This window comes from Herbidospora sakaeratensis (assembly GCF_001570525.1).
Lineage (GTDB): Bacteria > Actinomycetota > Actinomycetes > Streptosporangiales > Streptosporangiaceae > Herbidospora > Herbidospora sakaeratensis.
On sequence record NZ_BBXC01000007.1, the window covers coordinates 651196 to 666019 of the forward strand.

9 protein-coding genes are annotated in these 14824 nt (G+C 71.8%); 4 read left to right on the forward strand and 5 right to left on the reverse strand.

The features are described 5' to 3' along the window. Positions 1–56 precede the first annotated feature (56 nt). Positions 57–5222, forward strand: a complete 5166-nt coding sequence (locus AW271_RS02730) for a non-ribosomal peptide synthetase/MFS transporter (RefSeq protein WP_062331164.1) — start codon at positions 57–59, stop codon at positions 5220–5222. Here AW271_RS02730 and AW271_RS02735 read toward each other — a convergent pair. Then, positions 5167–6528, reverse strand: coding sequence for a sensor histidine kinase (locus AW271_RS02735; RefSeq protein ID WP_062331167.1), 1362 nt, complete (start codon positions 6526–6528; stop codon positions 5167–5169). The two genes, AW271_RS02730 and AW271_RS02735, sit on opposite strands and share 56 nt — an antisense overlap. A gap of 170 nt (positions 6529–6698) precedes the next feature. On the opposite strand from AW271_RS02735, the gene AW271_RS02740 reads away from it, so the two are divergent. Beyond that, positions 6699–7313: an ACT domain-containing protein gene (locus AW271_RS02740; RefSeq protein WP_062331170.1), complete on the forward strand. Its 615-nt coding sequence runs from the start codon at positions 6699–6701 to the stop codon at positions 7311–7313. A gap of 8 nt (positions 7314–7321) precedes the next feature. Here the strand turns inward: AW271_RS02740 and AW271_RS02745 are convergent, their stop codons facing one another. Beyond that, positions 7322–8608, reverse strand: a complete 1287-nt coding sequence (locus tag AW271_RS02745) for an ABC transporter ATP-binding protein (RefSeq protein ID WP_062331174.1) — start codon at positions 8606–8608, stop codon at positions 7322–7324. Between the two features lie 426 nt (positions 8609–9034). Here AW271_RS02745 and AW271_RS02750 point away from each other — a divergent pair, with 426 nt between their 5' ends. Continuing rightward, entirely contained in the window at positions 9035–10057 is a 1023-nt protein-coding gene (locus tag AW271_RS02750) for a LacI family DNA-binding transcriptional regulator (protein ID WP_062331177.1), read from the forward strand. A 111-nt stretch (positions 10058–10168) separates the two neighbouring features. On the opposite strand, the gene eda is transcribed toward AW271_RS02750, so the two are convergent. The 3 genes from eda to edd are packed head-to-tail and all read right to left on the reverse strand — an operon-like array spanning position 10169 to position 13563. Further along, entirely contained in the window at positions 10169–10783 is a 615-nt protein-coding gene (eda, locus tag AW271_RS02755) for a bifunctional 4-hydroxy-2-oxoglutarate aldolase/2-dehydro-3-deoxy-phosphogluconate aldolase (protein ID WP_062331180.1), read from the reverse strand. Next, entirely contained in the window at positions 10780–11739 is a 960-nt protein-coding gene (locus AW271_RS02760) for a glucokinase (RefSeq protein WP_062331183.1), read from the reverse strand. Before AW271_RS02760 ends, eda begins: the two co-directional genes overlap by 4 nt. Then, a complete protein-coding gene (edd, locus tag AW271_RS02765) occupies positions 11740–13563 on the reverse strand; it encodes a phosphogluconate dehydratase (RefSeq protein ID WP_062331186.1) in 1824 nt (607 codons plus the stop codon). It lies immediately after the preceding gene. Positions 13564–13696: 133 nt separating this feature from the next. On the opposite strand from edd, the gene AW271_RS02770 reads away from it, so the two are divergent. Then, positions 13697–14824 (forward strand): ROK family transcriptional regulator, encoded by a 1128-nt coding sequence (locus AW271_RS02770; protein ID WP_157553867.1) that lies wholly within the window; start codon positions 13697–13699, stop codon positions 14822–14824.

Genomic DNA, 14824 nt, shown 5'->3' on the forward strand with positions numbered 1-14824 from the left:
GTAAAGACTATTTACAGTAAGGGAAATTGACAAACCGTCGTCGGAAGAGACGTTCCGTGAGCACACTGTCGGCCGACAAGAAGGCCCTCCTCGCCCAGCGGTTACGACGCAGGGAGGAGACCCGGGCGATACCCCCGCGCGACCCGGCCGCGCCCCTGGTGCTCTCTCCGGCCCAGGAGCGCCTGTGGTTCCTGGAGCAGTACCGGCCGGGCACCACGACCTACACCGTCCCGCTGACGATCCGCCTCCAGGGCGACCTCGACGACGCGGTGCTCGAAGAGGCCTTCCACCAGGTCGCGGCGCGGCACGAGGTGTTCCGCACCCGGTTCGCCGCCGACGACGAGGGTGTGCCCGTGGTGACCCTGCGGCCCGAGGCGGGCGCGGAGTTCCGGCTGGCCGAGGCGGCCACCGACGACGAGGCCCGGGAGATCGTCGAGACCGCGCTGAAGCGCCCCTTCGACCTGGAGCACGGCCCGGTGCTGCGTGCCCTGGTGGTGCGGCTCGCGCCCGACGACCGGATCCTGCTGCTGTCGGCCCACCACCTGGTCACCGACGGCTGGTCGCACGACATCGTGTTGTCGGAGCTGCTCGCGCTGGCCCGGGGCGAGACGCCCAAGCCCCCGCCGGGCGTCGCCTACGCCGACTACGCCGTCTGGCAGCGCGACCGCGACCACGCCCGCGACGTCGCCCACTGGCGCGAGCGGCTCAGCGGCGTCCCGGTGCTCGACCTGCCGACCGACCGGCCGCGGCCGCCCGAGATGGGCCACGCGGGGGCGGTGCACGAGATCCCGGTCGACGTCTCCATCGCCCGCGACGGGACCGTGACCCCGTACATGGTGCTGCTGGCGACCTTCCAGGTGCTGCTGGGCCGCTACTCGGGCCAGGACGACTTCGCCGTCGCCTCCCCGAGCGCCGGCCGGAGCGTTCCGGAGCTCGACGACGTCGTCGGCATGTTCGTCAACACCCTGGCCATGCGCGCCGACCTCGCCGGCGACCCGACCTTCGCCGACCTGGTGGCCCGGGTCCGCGACCGCGCCCTCGACGCCTACGCCCACCAGGAGCTCCCATTCGACCGGCTGGTCCAGGAGCTGGAGGTCGAGCGCGACGTCTCCCGCTCGCCGATCGCCCAGGTGACGATGGCGCTGCAGAACTGGCGGCAGGGCCTCGACGGCCACGGCCTGACCCTGACGCCGTTCCGCGTCGAGGCCGGGGTGAGCCGCTTCGACCTGTCGCTGTACCTCTACGAGCGCCCGGGCGGCTACTGGGCCCAGTTCGCGTACAACACCGACCTGTTCGACCGGACGACGGTCGAGCGCTTCGCGGAGCACTTCGCGGCCCTGCTGGCCCAGGTCGTCGCCGACCCCGGCCGGCCGATCTCCTCCTACGCCCTCCCGGCCGGTGACGTGCTCGCCTTCGCCGACGGCGGTTCCGTGGAGCGGGCCGGCACGCTCCTGCACGAGGTGGTGCGCGGCCCGGCCGATCGGGTGGCCGTGCGCTGCGACGGCGTCGACCTGACCTACGGCGACCTGGCGGACCGTTCCGACGCCCTGGCCGCCCGATTACGCGACCTCGGCGCCGGACGCGACGCCCGGATCGCCGTCTGCCTGGAGCAGTCGGCCGAGATCGCGGTCGCCATCCTGGGCGTGCTGAAGGCGGGCGCCGCCTATGTGCCGCTTGACCCGGCGCAACCCGACGACCGCCTCGCCTACCTCGTCGCCGACGCCGGGATCCAGATCGCCGTCACCCGGCGCGACCTGCCCGGCGTCGCCCACGCCGTCACCCCGGACGAACGCGGTTCCGGACCGCTGCCTGAGGTCGCCGAGACGGACCTCGCCTACGTCATCTACACCTCCGGCACCACCGGCCGCCCCAAGGGCGTGGCCGTGCAGCACCGGCAGATCCTCACCTACCTGTCCGGCGTCCGCGAGCGGCTGAACCCCAAACCCGAGGGTTCCTACGCGCTCCTCCAGTCGCTCAGCTTCGACTTCGGCATCACCGTCTTCTACCTGTCGCTGATGACCGGCGGCACCCTGACGCTGCTCAACCCGCGCCTCCCGGCCGAGGAACTCGCCCGGACCATGGCCGGGAGCGACTACCTGAAGATCACCCCCTCACACCTGGCGTCGCTGCTGCCCGAGGCCGACGTCCTGCCGAAGGAGCTGCTGCTGCTCGGCGGCGAGGCGTCCCCGGCCGAGTGGGCCGCCGGCCTGCGGCGGCCGGGCCTGCGGGTGGTCAACCACTACGGCCCCACCGAGGCCACGGTCGGCGTCACCACCCACGACGTCCACGACGGCGAGACGGGCCTGCTGCCCATCGGCCGCCCGCTGCCGGGGGCCCGCGTCTACGTCCTCGACCCCGCCGGGAACCCCTGCCCGGTCGGCGTGCCCGGCGAGGTCCACCTCGGCGGCGACCGGCTGGCCCGCGGCTACCTGGGACGGCCCGCGCTGACCGCGGAGAAGTTCGGGCCCGACCCGTTCGGCCCACCCGGCGCCCGCATGTACCGCACCGGCGACCTCGGCCGCTGGTTGCCCTCCGGCGAGCTCCAGTTCCTCGGCCGCCGCGACCTCCAGGTGAAGGTCCGCGGCTACCGGGTCGAGCTCGCCGAGATCGAGATCGTCCTGGCCGACCGCGAGGGAGTCGGCCAGGCCGTCGTCGAGCTGCGCGACGACCGCCTCGTCGCCTACCTGGTCGGCGAGCAGCGCGACCTGCGCGCCGAACTGGCCGACCTGCTGCCCGACTACATGATCCCGTCGCGGTACGTCTGGCTCGACGCCCTCCCGCTGAAGTCGCACGGCAAGGTTGACCGCGCCGCCCTGCCCGACCCCGGCACCGACCGCCAGGCCGCCTCGGCGTACGTCGCCCCGGCCAGCCCGCTCGAACAGGCCATCGCCGACGTCTGGGCCGCCGTGCTCAACGTCGACCAGGTGGGGGCAGAGGACGACTTCTTCGCCCTCGGCGGCCACTCCCTGCTGGCCGCCCAGGTCGTCGCCAAGCTCCGCCGCGTCACCGAACGCCCGGTGACGATCATGGACATCTTCAAGTACCGCACGGTCAGGGCCCTGGCGTCGAGAAAGGACGACGGGCCGAGAAGACTCCTGCATCGCCTCACTCCACCGAGGCGCACGACCACCAACCTCGTCTGCGTCCCGTACGGCGGCGGCAGCGCCGCGATCTACCAGCCCCTCGCCGACGCCCTGCCCGAGCACGTCGCCCTCTACTCCGTCGCCGTCCCCGGCCAGGAGTGGGGCCTCGACGAGGAGGCGCGGCCGATCCCCGAGGTCGCCGACGCGTGCGTCGCGGAGATCCTCGAACGGGTCCCCGGCCCGATCGCCCTCTACGGCCACTGCGGCCTCGGCGTCATGCTCGCCGTCGAGATCACCCGCCGCCTGGAGGCCGCCGGACGCGAGGTCGAGGTGCTGCACCTCGGCGGCGTCTTCCCGTTCTCCCGCCCGGGCTCGGTCGCCGGGAGGATCCGCACCGCCGCCGAGAAGCTGCGGTCCGACCGCATGTGGGCCAACGGCCTCATCGCCGCCGGCCTCGACGTCGAGGAGCTCGACGACGACCAGCTCAAGGCGATCATCAAGAACCGCCGCGAGGGCACCCGCGAGGCCGAGGCGTACTTCACCCGGCTCTGGTCGGAGTCGGGCGGCCCGGTCATCAACGCGCCGATCACCGCCGTCGTCGGCGAACGCGACCCGGCCACCGAGTTCTACCAGGAGCGCTTCCGCGAATGGCTGCGGCTGGCCCCGGCCAGCTCGTGCGTCGTGCTCGACGAGGCCGGCCACTTCTTCCTCAAGCACCGCGCCGAGGAGCTCGCCGAGATCGTCACCACCCGCGAGAAGGTGCCCCGCACCCCCGAACGCACCTGGTGGACCCAGGCGACCTCCGACGAACCGGTCACCGACGAGGGCCCGAAGCCGAGTATGAAGCGGTTCGGCGCGGTCGCCGCCGGGCAGCTCGTGTCGATCATCGGCTCGGCCCTGACCGAGTTCGCCGTGCCGCTGTGGATCTACGTCACCACCGGTTCACTGGTCAACTTCGCGCTGTTCTCGGTGATCGGCCTGCTGCCCGGCATGCTGGTCGCCCCGCTCGCGGGCGTGATCGTCGACCGGTACGACCGCCGCAGGGTCATGCTCGCCGGAGACGTCGGCGCCTGGTCGACCCAGCTCGCGCTCGGCGTGCTGCTCTGGACCGGGAACCTGCACATCTGGGCGATCTACCCGCTGCTGGCCGTGTTGTCGGTCGCGCTGACCTTCCAGCGGCTCGCGTACGGCGCGTCGATCCCGCAGCTGGTGCCCAAACGGCTGCTCGGGCACGCCAACGGCGTCGTCCAGATGGTCACCGGCTCGGCCCAGCTCATCGTGCCGCTGATCGCCACCGGGCTGATGGCCACCATCGGCCTGGAGGGCATCCTGATCATCGACGTCGCCAGCTACACCTTCGCGATCGTCTCGGTGCTGCTGGTGAGGTTCCCCCGCACGATGGGGCTGCGCCGCCGCGAGACCATCTGGGCCGAGATGGTGGGCGGCTTCCGCTACACCTGGTTCAACCGCAACTTCCGCGCCATGCTGCTGTTCTTCGCCGGTCTGAACGTCTTCCTGTCGCCGCTGTTCCTGCTGCTCAGCCCGCTGGTGCTGGCCTTCGGCGGCAACACCCTCGACGACGTCGGCCGGGTGGCCTTCGCCGGCGGCGTCGGCGTGCTGCTCGGCGGGCTCGCGGTGGCGTTGTGGGGCGGCCCGCGCCGCCACCGCATGCGCGGCATGCTGCTGGCCACGCTCGGGCTCGCCGTCTTCTGCGCCGTCACCGGGCTCCAGCAGAACCTCGTCGTGATCGCGGTCGGCGCGTTCGGCATGTCGCTCGCGCTGACCGTCGTCAACGGCATCTACGCCACGATCGTCCAGGTCAAGGTGCCGCAGCGGTTCCACGGCCGGGTCATCGCCCTGAACACCCTGATCGCCTGGTCGACCCTGCCGCTGGCCTTCGGCGTGGTCGCGCCGTTCGGCTCGGAGCTCATGGAGAACCTCGTCGACGGCCCGAAGGGCGCCGGCATCGGGCTCCTGTACGTCGTCTTCGCCGGCGCCATCGCCCTGATCGCCCTCGTGGCGCTCCGGGTGCCGAGGCTGGCCCGGTTCGACGCCGACGTGCCCGACGCCCCGCCGGACGACCTCATCGGTCTTCAGGCGGTGGCGGACCGGCGAGCGGCAGCCGCATCACGAAGCTGACCCCGCCGGGCACCGGCTCCACCCGGACCGTGCCGTGGTGGGCCTCGACCACCTCCCGGGCGATGGCCAGGCCGAGGCCCGTGCCGCCGCGCATCCGGCTGCGGGCCGTGTCGAGCCGGGTGAACCGCTCGAAGATGCGCTCGCGGTCGGCCTCGGGGATGCCCTCGCCGTCGTTCTGCACCGTCAGCACGGCCTGGTCGCCCTCGGTGGCCAGGCTGACGGTGACCTCGCTGGCGGCGTGGCGGTCGGCGTTGTCGAGCAGCTCGCCGAAGGCCCGCGCGAGCTGCGGCTCGATCGCCTCGACGACCACGCCGGGCTCCAGGCGCAGCTTGCGCGGCATGCGCTCGGAGCTCGGCTTGAGCCGGGCGCCGACCAGCCCGGCCAGGTCGACCCGCTCCTTGACGTTCGCCTCGGCCGAGCCCACCCGGGCCAGGAACAGCAGGTCGGTGCAGATCGCCTCCAGCCGGTCGGTGTCGCGCAGCGCCGCCTCGATCGCCTCCGGCATGTCCTCGACGTGCAGCCGGCCGCTCTCCAGCTGGGCCCGGATGCCCGCGATGGGGGTGCGCAGCTCGTGGGAGGCGTCGGCGGCGAACTGGCGCTGCTGCTCCACCGCCCGCTGCATGCGCCCCAGGGTGGCGTTGGCGGTGCGGGCCAGCCGGGCGATCTCGTCGTCGCCGGGCGGGACCGGCACCCGCCGGGTGAGGTCGCGGGCGGTGATCTCGGCCAGCTCGTTGGTGATGTCCTCGACCGGGTGGAGGGCCCGGCCGGTGATCCGCCAGGCCAGCCAGCCGATCAGCGCCGTCAGCAGGGCGACCTGCACGGCGATGGCCAGGGCCAGGCTACGGGTGGTGAGGAAGCTGGGGGCTTCCCGGGCTGCGTACACGACCTCGCTGTTGGCGTCCGTGGTCGCTCTTATACCGACTCCGTAGACGCAGTTCCTCTCCGGCAGCATGCACGAGGTGAACCGGATGATCCGGTTGTCGGGGGCCGGCCAGACGGCCGTGACCGGCGGCAGGTCGCGGGCCGGGTTGCTCGACTCGATCACCCGGCCGCCCGGGGCGACGACCTGCACGTAGGTGATCTCGTCGCGGATCGGGATGGGGGAGGGCACGACGCCCATCCGGATCTCCGCCGACACCTGCGAGGCGACGTTCTGGCTCGACTCGAAGATGTTGTCGATCACCAGCCTGCGGGTGATCAGGTTGCCGCCGACGCCGACCGGGATCAGGATCAGCAACGCGATGGCCACCGCGACGAGCGTGAGGCGCGCGCGGATCGAGCGGGTCCGCAACCAGGGGAGGGACATCCCTTGAGGCTACTCACCGTGATCTCATCGCGCCGCCCCGACAACACCAAAGGTCGGCCAAGCCCCGGGCGGGATTCGGCTGCCGCCTTATGCTGGACATCCTTCCGGAACACGACCGAAACGTGCGTAAGCCAGTGTGGTGGTCGGCGGGGGAAGAGAGGAGGCTGGTCATGCTGCTGCGTCTGCGGGTGTCGCTGCCCGATCGGCCGGGAGTGCTCGGCCAGGTGGCCCGGGCCTTCGGGGTGATGGGGGCCGACATCCTCCAGGTGACCGTGCTCGAACGCGAGGGGGGCCGGGCCATCGACGACTTCACCGTCTCGTGGTCGGCCGTCTTCAGCGCCGACGAACTGCGCGACCGCATCGGCGTCGTGCCCGGGGTCAAGGTCGAGGCGGCCTGGCCCACCCGGGAGACGCCCGGCGCCAGCCCCGACTACGACCTGCTCGGCCACGTCGCGGCCGAACCGCAGCGGGCCGTGCTCACGCTGGTCGACGCGGTGCCCGACCTGGTCAGCGCCGAATGGGCGGTCGCCGTCGACTGCGCGTCGGGAGAGGTCGTGCACGGCAGCTGGCAGGCCCCGGAGACCCTCCAGGCCGCCCGGCTGACCGCGCCCCGCGCGACGGCGTTCTCCGAGGGCACGCTCAACCTGCTCAGCGTGCCGATCGGCGACCTGTGCCTGGTCGTGGCGCGACGGCAGGGCCCGGCGTTCCACCGGGCCGAACAGGACAAGATGACCCGGCTGGTCGGCGTGGTCTCGGTGCTCGCCCACGCCGGGGCGAGCCGCTGACGCCGGTGTTATCGACGGGGCGGGTCGATCCGCGCGCCGGTGTGGGTGAACAACATCAGCCGCGACACGTCGACGGCCACCCGGGCGTGCTCGCCCGCGCGCCACGACGGCCGGGCGCCCAGCCGGACGATCAGGTCGGCCCGGCGGTGCGACCCGAGCCCGTTCGGGCCGGGCTGCGGGCCCGACGGGGTCTCGTCGGCCTCGATGTCGTTGTTGAACAACCGCCGCATCATCGACCGCGTCTTCGAGCCGTTGGCGCCGCCGTTCGCGGCGCGGAACCTCGGGTCGGGCGGCTCGGGCACCGCCACCGCCGGGATCCCGCACTCGACGTAGGCCAGCCACTCGTGGCCGTGGTATTCGAGCGTGCGGACCCGGCCCATGAACATCGGGCCGTCCATGCCCTCGGGCATCGGCGCGAGCGCGTCGGGCCGGATGCCCACGATGATCTGGCTGCCGGTGTGCTGTGACACCGCGTAAGCGCGTGGATCGGTCCAGGGCATCGTGATCTGGTGGGTGCCGAAGTCGAGCATTATGAACTGGTTCTGTGGTGTACGCACCGTGGCCGCCAGCAGGTTGAGCTGCTGCGAGCTGAGGAACGCCGCCGTGAACGCGGTCGCCGGGTCGTTGTAGACCTGCGCGGGGGTGCCGATGTCCTGCAGCACGCCCCGGTTCATGATCGCGATCCGGTCGGCCAGCGTGAGGGCCTCGATCTGGTCGTGCGTCACGTAGATGGTGGTGACGCCGAGCGCGCGGACGAGGCTGGAGATCTCCATGCGGAGCTCGGTGCGCATGCCCGCGTCGAGGTTCGAGAGGGGCTCGTCCATCAGGAAGAGCGACGGCTGACGCACTATGGCACGGCCCATCGCCACCCGCTGGCGCTGGCCGCCGGAGAGCGTTCCAGGCCGACGGTCGAGGGTCTCGTCGATGTGCAGCGCCTTGGACAGTTCGACGACGCGGTCGCGCACCATCTGCGGATCGGCCTTGGCGATCTCCAGGGGGAAGGACAGGTTCCCCCGCACGGTCCGGTGCGGATAGAGGGCGCCGTTCTGGAAGACCATCGCCACGTCGCGGTCGCGGGGCGCCAGGTGGTTGGCTATCTTGCCGCCCAGCCACAGGTCGCCGTCGGTGATGTCCTCAAGACCGGCGATCATGCGGAGCAGCGTCGACTTCCCGCAGCCCGACGGGCCGAGTAACACCAGCAGTTCGCCGTCCTCGGCGCGCAGATTCATCCGGTCCACGGCCAGGAATCCGCCTGGGTAGATCTTGGTGACGTTGTCGAGGACGACCTGGCTCATAGGTTCTCGTTCCCTTCCGGGCGCGCAGTGCCCGGAGCCCGCCATCTGGGTGATTGATGAGGTAGTACATCGTGTGGGCACGGTCCATGTCCATACATGTCGTGAAAAACGGGAGGCCCAGAGGTTACCGGGGTGTTGCCGGGACGAGGGGTGAGCCAATCAGACGGCGGTGTCCCGGTGTTCCGGAAAGCCCGAAACCCCGTGAGCTGCGCCTGGAGCCCCAGCTCCCTTGCGGAACTTCCTGCTGGTTTTCACGTCGTTCAACGTCATCGGCTGACATTTCCCGAAACGCCGACATGAAAGGTTCATTTGACTTCCGGCCCTGACAAGGGCGGATCAATGGTGAGCGGCCTACTTTCTGCAATGCGAAGAACAGGTGAAGTAGCGTTCCTGGCCCGAACGCCGCCCGGCGGTGAGGATACGCGCATGAACAACGCCCGGCTCGCCGACATCGCGGTGCAGGCGGGGGTCAGTGAGGCGACCGTGAGCCGTGTGCTCAACGGGAAGGCGGGGGTCTCCCCGTCGACCCGGCAGGCCGTCCTCACCGCCCTCGACTTCATGGGGTACGAACGCCCGCTCCGATTACGCCAGCGCAGCAACGGCCTGATCGGACTGGTCACCCCCGAGCTGGACAACCCCGTCTTCCCGGCCTTCGCGCAGGCGGTCGAGAAGGCCCTGGGCCAGCACGGCTACACCCCGGTCCTGTGCACGCAACTGTCCGGCGGCGCCCCCGAGGACGAGTTCACCGAGATGCTCATCGACCGGGGCGTCAGCGGCATCGTCTTCATCTCCGGCCTGCACGCCGACGCCACCGCCCGCATGGACCGCTACACCCGGATGACCGACCGGGGCCTGCCGATCGTCCTGGTCGACGGCTACAACGAGGCCATCCAGGCGCCCTTCATCTCCCCGGACGACCGGCTGGCCACCCGCCTGGCGGTCCGCCACCTCGTCGACCTCGGGCACGAGCGCATCGGGCTCGCGCTCGGCCAGCGCCGGTTCGTCCCGGCCCTGCGCAAGATCGAGGGTTTCCGGCAGGCGATGACCCACCTGCCCCGGGCCGCCGACGCCGACGACCTGATCGAGCACAGCCTGGCCACGGTCGAGGGGGGCCAGGCGGCGGCGGGGGCGCTGTTCGACCGGGGCTGCACCGCCGTCTTCTGCGCCAGCGACCTGATGGCCCTGGGCGCGATCAGGGCCGCCCGGCAGCGCGGGCTCAACGTGCCCGGGCACGTCTCGGTGGTCGGCTTCGACGACTCCCCGCTGATCCCGTTCACCGACCCGCCGCTGACGACCGTGCGCAAGCCCATCGGCGCGATGGCCTCGGCGGCCGTGGAGACCCTGCTGGAGATCGTCGACGGCGCGCCGTCGAAGAACCTGGAGCTGATGTTCCAGCCCGAGCTGGTGGTGCGCCGCTCGACCGGGGCCAGGCACGGGAAGGGCCCGTGACGTCCTGGTTGGGTGTCACGGGCCCGGTACCCATGGCCGTGTTTCCGGGTTGCGGACGCGGGCATGGCCGCCAGCTTCGGCCGAGGGAGGATGGCCTGGCTGGCGAGGCTGTCAACGGAGCCTGGCGGCCTCCGCGGCGAGTTTCTCGATGACGGCGTAGTCTCCGGCGGCCAGCGCGTCGGCGGGCGTGAGCCAGGTGCCGCCGACGCAGCCGACGTTGGGCAGCGCGAGGTAGTCGGGGGCGGTCGCCAGGCGGATGCCGCCGGTGGGGCAGAACCGCACCTCGGGCAGCGGGCCGCCCAGGGCCTTGAGGTAGCCGACGCCGCCGGCCTGCTCGGCCGGGAAGAACTTCATCTCCCGCAGGCCGCGCTCGAACAGCGCCATGACCTCGGTCGCGGTCGCCACGCCCGGCAGGAACGGCACGCCCGAGGCGGTCATCGCGTCGATCAGGGCGGCCGGGGAGCCGGGGGAGACCAGGAACCGCGACCCCGCCTCGACGGCGGCCGCGACGTCGGCGGGGCGGCGGACCGTGCCGGCGCCCACGACCGCTCCCTCGACCTCGGCGGCGATCCGGCGGATCGACTCCAGCCCGGCCTCGGTCCGCAGGGTGACCTCGATGACCGGCAGCCCGCCCGCCACGAGGGCGCGGGCCATCGGCACGGCGGTGTCGACGTCGTCGATCACGACGACGGGCACCACGGGGGCGAGGTCGAGGAGGGAACTCATACGTACTCCACACTAGTGGCCCGCTGCTGGAGCCAGGCGGCCGCACCCGTCAGAGCGGGCTGCTCGGCGACGATCAGCGAGGTGGCGATGGCGGTCAGATAGTCGGACAGGGCCGGGCCGGTCAGCTCGAACCGGGACCGGAAGTCGCTGCCGCGGACGCGGTCGACGATCCGGGGCAGCACCCCGCCGCCCAGGTAGACGCCGCCGCGCGCGCCCAGCGTGAGCGCGACGTTGCCGGCGAAGCCGCCCAGCAGGGCGAGGAACACCTCGACGGTCTCGTGGCACAGGTCGTCGTCGCCCGCCACGATCTCGGAGGCGCTCTTGCGGGTGGTCTTGATGCCGCGCACGAGCGCCAGGCCCCGGTGCAGCCGGGGCAGGCCCGAGCCCGAGAGCAGGTGCTCGGCGTCGACGTAGGGCAGGCCGTCGGCGCGCAGGGCCTTGACGATCTCGAACTCCAGGTCGGTCACCGCCGGGACGGACACGTGCCCGCCCTCGCCCGGCACCGGCACCCAGCCGTCGCCGGCCGGCACCAGCCCGGCCACGCCCAGCCCGGTGCCGGGCCCGAGCACCGCCTTCACCATCCCGGCCGCCGGCGCCGGGCCGCCGAGCGGCACCAGGTCGTCGCCCGCCAGGTGGGGCAGCGAGATCGCCAGCGCCTCGAAGTCGTTCAGCACGTGCGACTGCGGGATGCCGAGGCCCGCCACCGAGCCCGACCACGAACCGTTGGTCAGCGTGTAGTGGTCACCCTTGACCGGCCCGGCGATCGCCACGCACGCCGCGCCCGGCCGCGCGCCGTCGGCGTGGTCGGCCAGGTAGGCGGATATCGCGTCGGGCAACGTCGGGTGTTCCGCCACGTTGAGGACGGCCACCGCCTCGGGCGCCGCACCCCGCCCGGAGACGATTCCAAAACGTGCATTGGTGCCGCCGATGTCGGCGACGAGCCAGGGGTAGCTCACTTAGAACCCTCCGAAGATGCTGGCACCGCGTTCCGCGGGTCCAACCGTACGACGGAAGGCGGCAAAAAGCTCGCGTCCGGTTCCCACCCATTTGTCGTCGGGTTTCGCGGCGCCGTCGGGGGTTCGGGTGCTCAGGTCGGCCAGCACGTCCAGGGTTCCGGCGGTCGAGTCGAGCCTGATCGGGTCGCCGTCCCTGATCAGGGCGATCGCGCCGCCGTTGGCCGCCTCGGGCGACAGGTGGATCGCGGCCGGGACCTTGCCCGACGCGCCCGACATACGGCCGTCTGTAACGATTGCGACCTTCTGTCCGCGGTCGAGCAGCACGGCCAGCGGCGGGGTCAGCTTGTGCAGCTCCGGCATGCCGTTGGCGCTCGGCCCCTGGTAGCGGACCACCGCGACGAAGTCCTGCCCGTCGAGGTCGCCGGCCTCGAAGGCGCGCAGCAGGTCGAGCTGGTCGTCGAAGACCTTCGCCGGGGCCTCGATCACCAGGTGCTCGGGCTTGACCGCCGACACCTTCGAGACGGCCCGGCCCAGGTTGCCGCCGACCATGTGGATGCCGCCGTCGGGCGAGAAAGGTTCATCGGCGGGCCGCAGCACCGACAGGTCGCCGCTGCCCTCGGCGCGCTCGGTCCAGACGAGCTCGCCCTCCTTGAGCTCCGGCGCCGACCGGTAGTGGCCGAGCCCCCGCCCGGCCACGGTCAGCACGTCGTCGTGCAGCAGCCCGGCGTCCAGCAGCGTGCCGATGAACACCTGCATGCCGCCCGCGGCGTGGAAGTGGTTCACGTCGGCTTCGCCGTTGGGGTACATCCGGGTCAGCAGCGGCACGACCTTCGACAACGCCGCCATGTCGTCCCAGGTCAGCGTGATGCCGGCGGCGTTCGCCATGGCGACCAGGTGCATGGTGTGGTTGGTCGAGCCGCCCGAGGCCAGCAGCGCGACGACGGCGTTCACGATCGCCTTCTCGTCGACGACGTGGCCGATCGGGGTGTACTCCTCGCCGTGCGCGGTCAGCTCCACCACCCGCTTCGCGGCGGCGGCCGTGAGCGCGTGGCGCAGCTCGGTGCGCGGGTTGACGAAGGTCGAGCCCGGCAGGTGCAGGCCCATGACCTCCATCAGCAGCTGGTTGGAGTTGGCGGTGCCGTAGAAGGTGCAGGTGCCGGGGGAGTGGTAGCTGTCGGCCTCGGCGTCGAGCATCTCGGCGCGGCCGATCTTGCCCTCGGCGAACGCCTGCCGGGCCCGCGCCTTCACCTTGTTCGGCAACCCCGACGTCATCGGCCCGGCCGGCACGAACATCGCCGGCAGGTGCCCGAACCGCAGCGCCCCGATGAACAGCCCCGGCACGATCTTGTCGCAGACGCCCAGCAGTAGCGAGGCGTCGAACATGTCGTGCGAGAGCGCGATGGCCGTCGACATGGCGATCACGTCGCGGCTGTAGAGCGACAGCTCCATGCCCGCGCGGCCCTGGGTGACCCCGTCGCACATGGCCGGCACCCCGCCGGCCACCTGCGCGACACCCCCGGCCGCCCGGACCGCCTTCTTGAGTTCCGGCGGGTAGCTCTCGTACGGCTGGTGCGCCGAGAGCATGTCGTTGTACGACGTCACGATCGCCACGCCCGGCCGGGTGGAGGCCCGCAGCAGCGGCTTGTCGTCACCGGCGGCGGCGAACCCGTGCGCCAGGTTGGCGCAGCCCAGATGGCCCCGTGCGGGCCCCCGTCGACGCAGCTCGGCCGCGTCGGCGTCCACACGGGACAGGTAGGCGGTGCGGGACTCCCGGCTGCGATCGGCGATGCGTTGGGTGACCTCGGCCACGGCCGGGTGTGTCATGACGTGCCCTCCTCAATACGGACAAGGGGGACATTAGCCCGAACCTTAGGTATTCATCAAGCCGACTTTTGTAACCTAGAATGAATAAGTCGGTGAACTTACGTCAACCACTATGCTTGAGGCGATGCCACGTATGTCACGGATTGCCACCACCGGTGAGGTGCTCCAGCTGATCCGCGGCGGAGAGGCGACGACCCGCGCCGAGATCGGCCGCGTCACCACGCTCTCCCGCCCCGCGGTCACCCACCGGGTCAACGAGCTGCTGCAACGCGGCCTCGTCGTGGAAGACGCCGAGGGCCCGTCGACCGGCGGCCGGCCTCCGGTGCGCCTGCGGTTCAACGCCTCGGGCGGCGTCGTGGCGGTCGCCTCACTGGGCGCCAGCCGCACCCAGATCGCCCTGTGCGACCTGGCCGGCGATGTGATCGAACGCACAGACCTGGTGATCGACGTCGAGGAGGGCCCCGACGCCGTTCTCGGCCTCGTGATGGACACCTGGGAGAAACTGCTGGAGGGCCGCGGCCCCCTGGCGGGCGTCGGCCTGGGCGTGCCGGCCACCGTCGAATACGCCCGCGGCCGCACCGAGTCGGCCCGCGTGATGGCCTCGTGGACCGGCGTGGAGATCCCGCCCCGCATCGCCAGGCGTTTCCCCGTCCCGGTCCTGGTCGACAACGACGTGAACGTCATCGCGATGGGCGAACACCGCGGCGTCTACCCCGACCAGGACGACCTGCTGTTCGTGAAGGTCTCCACCCGCATCGGGGCGGGCGTCGTCTCCAGCGGGGCCGTGATGCGCGGCGCGCTCGGCGCCGCCGGCGAGATCGGCCACATCCCGGTCCGCGACGGCGGGGGAGTGTTGTGCCGGTGCGGCAACCTCGACTGCGTCGACTCGGTGGCCAGCGGCACCGCCATCCTGCGCACCCTGCGCGAACGCGGCCGCGACGTGGAAACCCTCGCCGACGTGACCGCCCTGGTCCGCCAGGGCGACGCCGAGACGATGGCCGTGGTCCGCCAGGCGGGGCGCTGGCTCGGCGAGGTCATCGCCAGCGCGGTCAACCTGCTCAACCCGTCGGTGGTGGTCCTGGGCGGCGACGTGGCCGAGATGTTCCAGCCGCTGGTGTCGGGCGTGCGCGAGGTCGTCTACCGGCGCTCCACCCAACTGGCCACCCGCAGCCTCCGCATCGAACGCAGCCGCCTGGGCCCGGGCGCGGGCATCACCGGCTGCGCCCTGCTGGTGATCGACCGAATCCTCGAAGAGATCTGA

What these genes read in the sequence shown, in the direction of transcription:
- AW271_RS02735 (WP_062331167.1), bottom strand. Translation starts at nt 6,528, where the DNA reads ATGTCCCTCCCCTGGTTGCGGACCCGCTCGATCCGCGCGCGCCTCACG.
- AW271_RS02740 (WP_062331170.1), top strand. Translation starts at nt 6,699, where the DNA reads ATGCTGCTGCGTCTGCGGGTGTCGCTGCCCGATCGGCCGGGAGTGCTC.
- AW271_RS02745 (WP_062331174.1), bottom strand. Translation starts at nt 8,608, where the DNA reads ATGAGCCAGGTCGTCCTCGACAACGTCACCAAGATCTACCCAGGCGGA.
- AW271_RS02750 (WP_062331177.1), top strand. Translation starts at nt 9,035, where the DNA reads ATGAACAACGCCCGGCTCGCCGACATCGCGGTGCAGGCGGGGGTCAGT.
- eda (WP_062331180.1), bottom strand. Translation starts at nt 10,783, where the DNA reads ATGAGTTCCCTCCTCGACCTCGCCCCCGTGGTGCCCGTCGTCGTGATC.
- edd (WP_062331186.1), bottom strand. Translation starts at nt 13,563, where the DNA reads ATGACACACCCGGCCGTGGCCGAGGTCACCCAACGCATCGCCGATCGC.
- AW271_RS02770 (WP_157553867.1), top strand. Translation starts at nt 13,697, where the DNA reads ATGTCACGGATTGCCACCACCGGTGAGGTGCTCCAGCTGATCCGCGGC.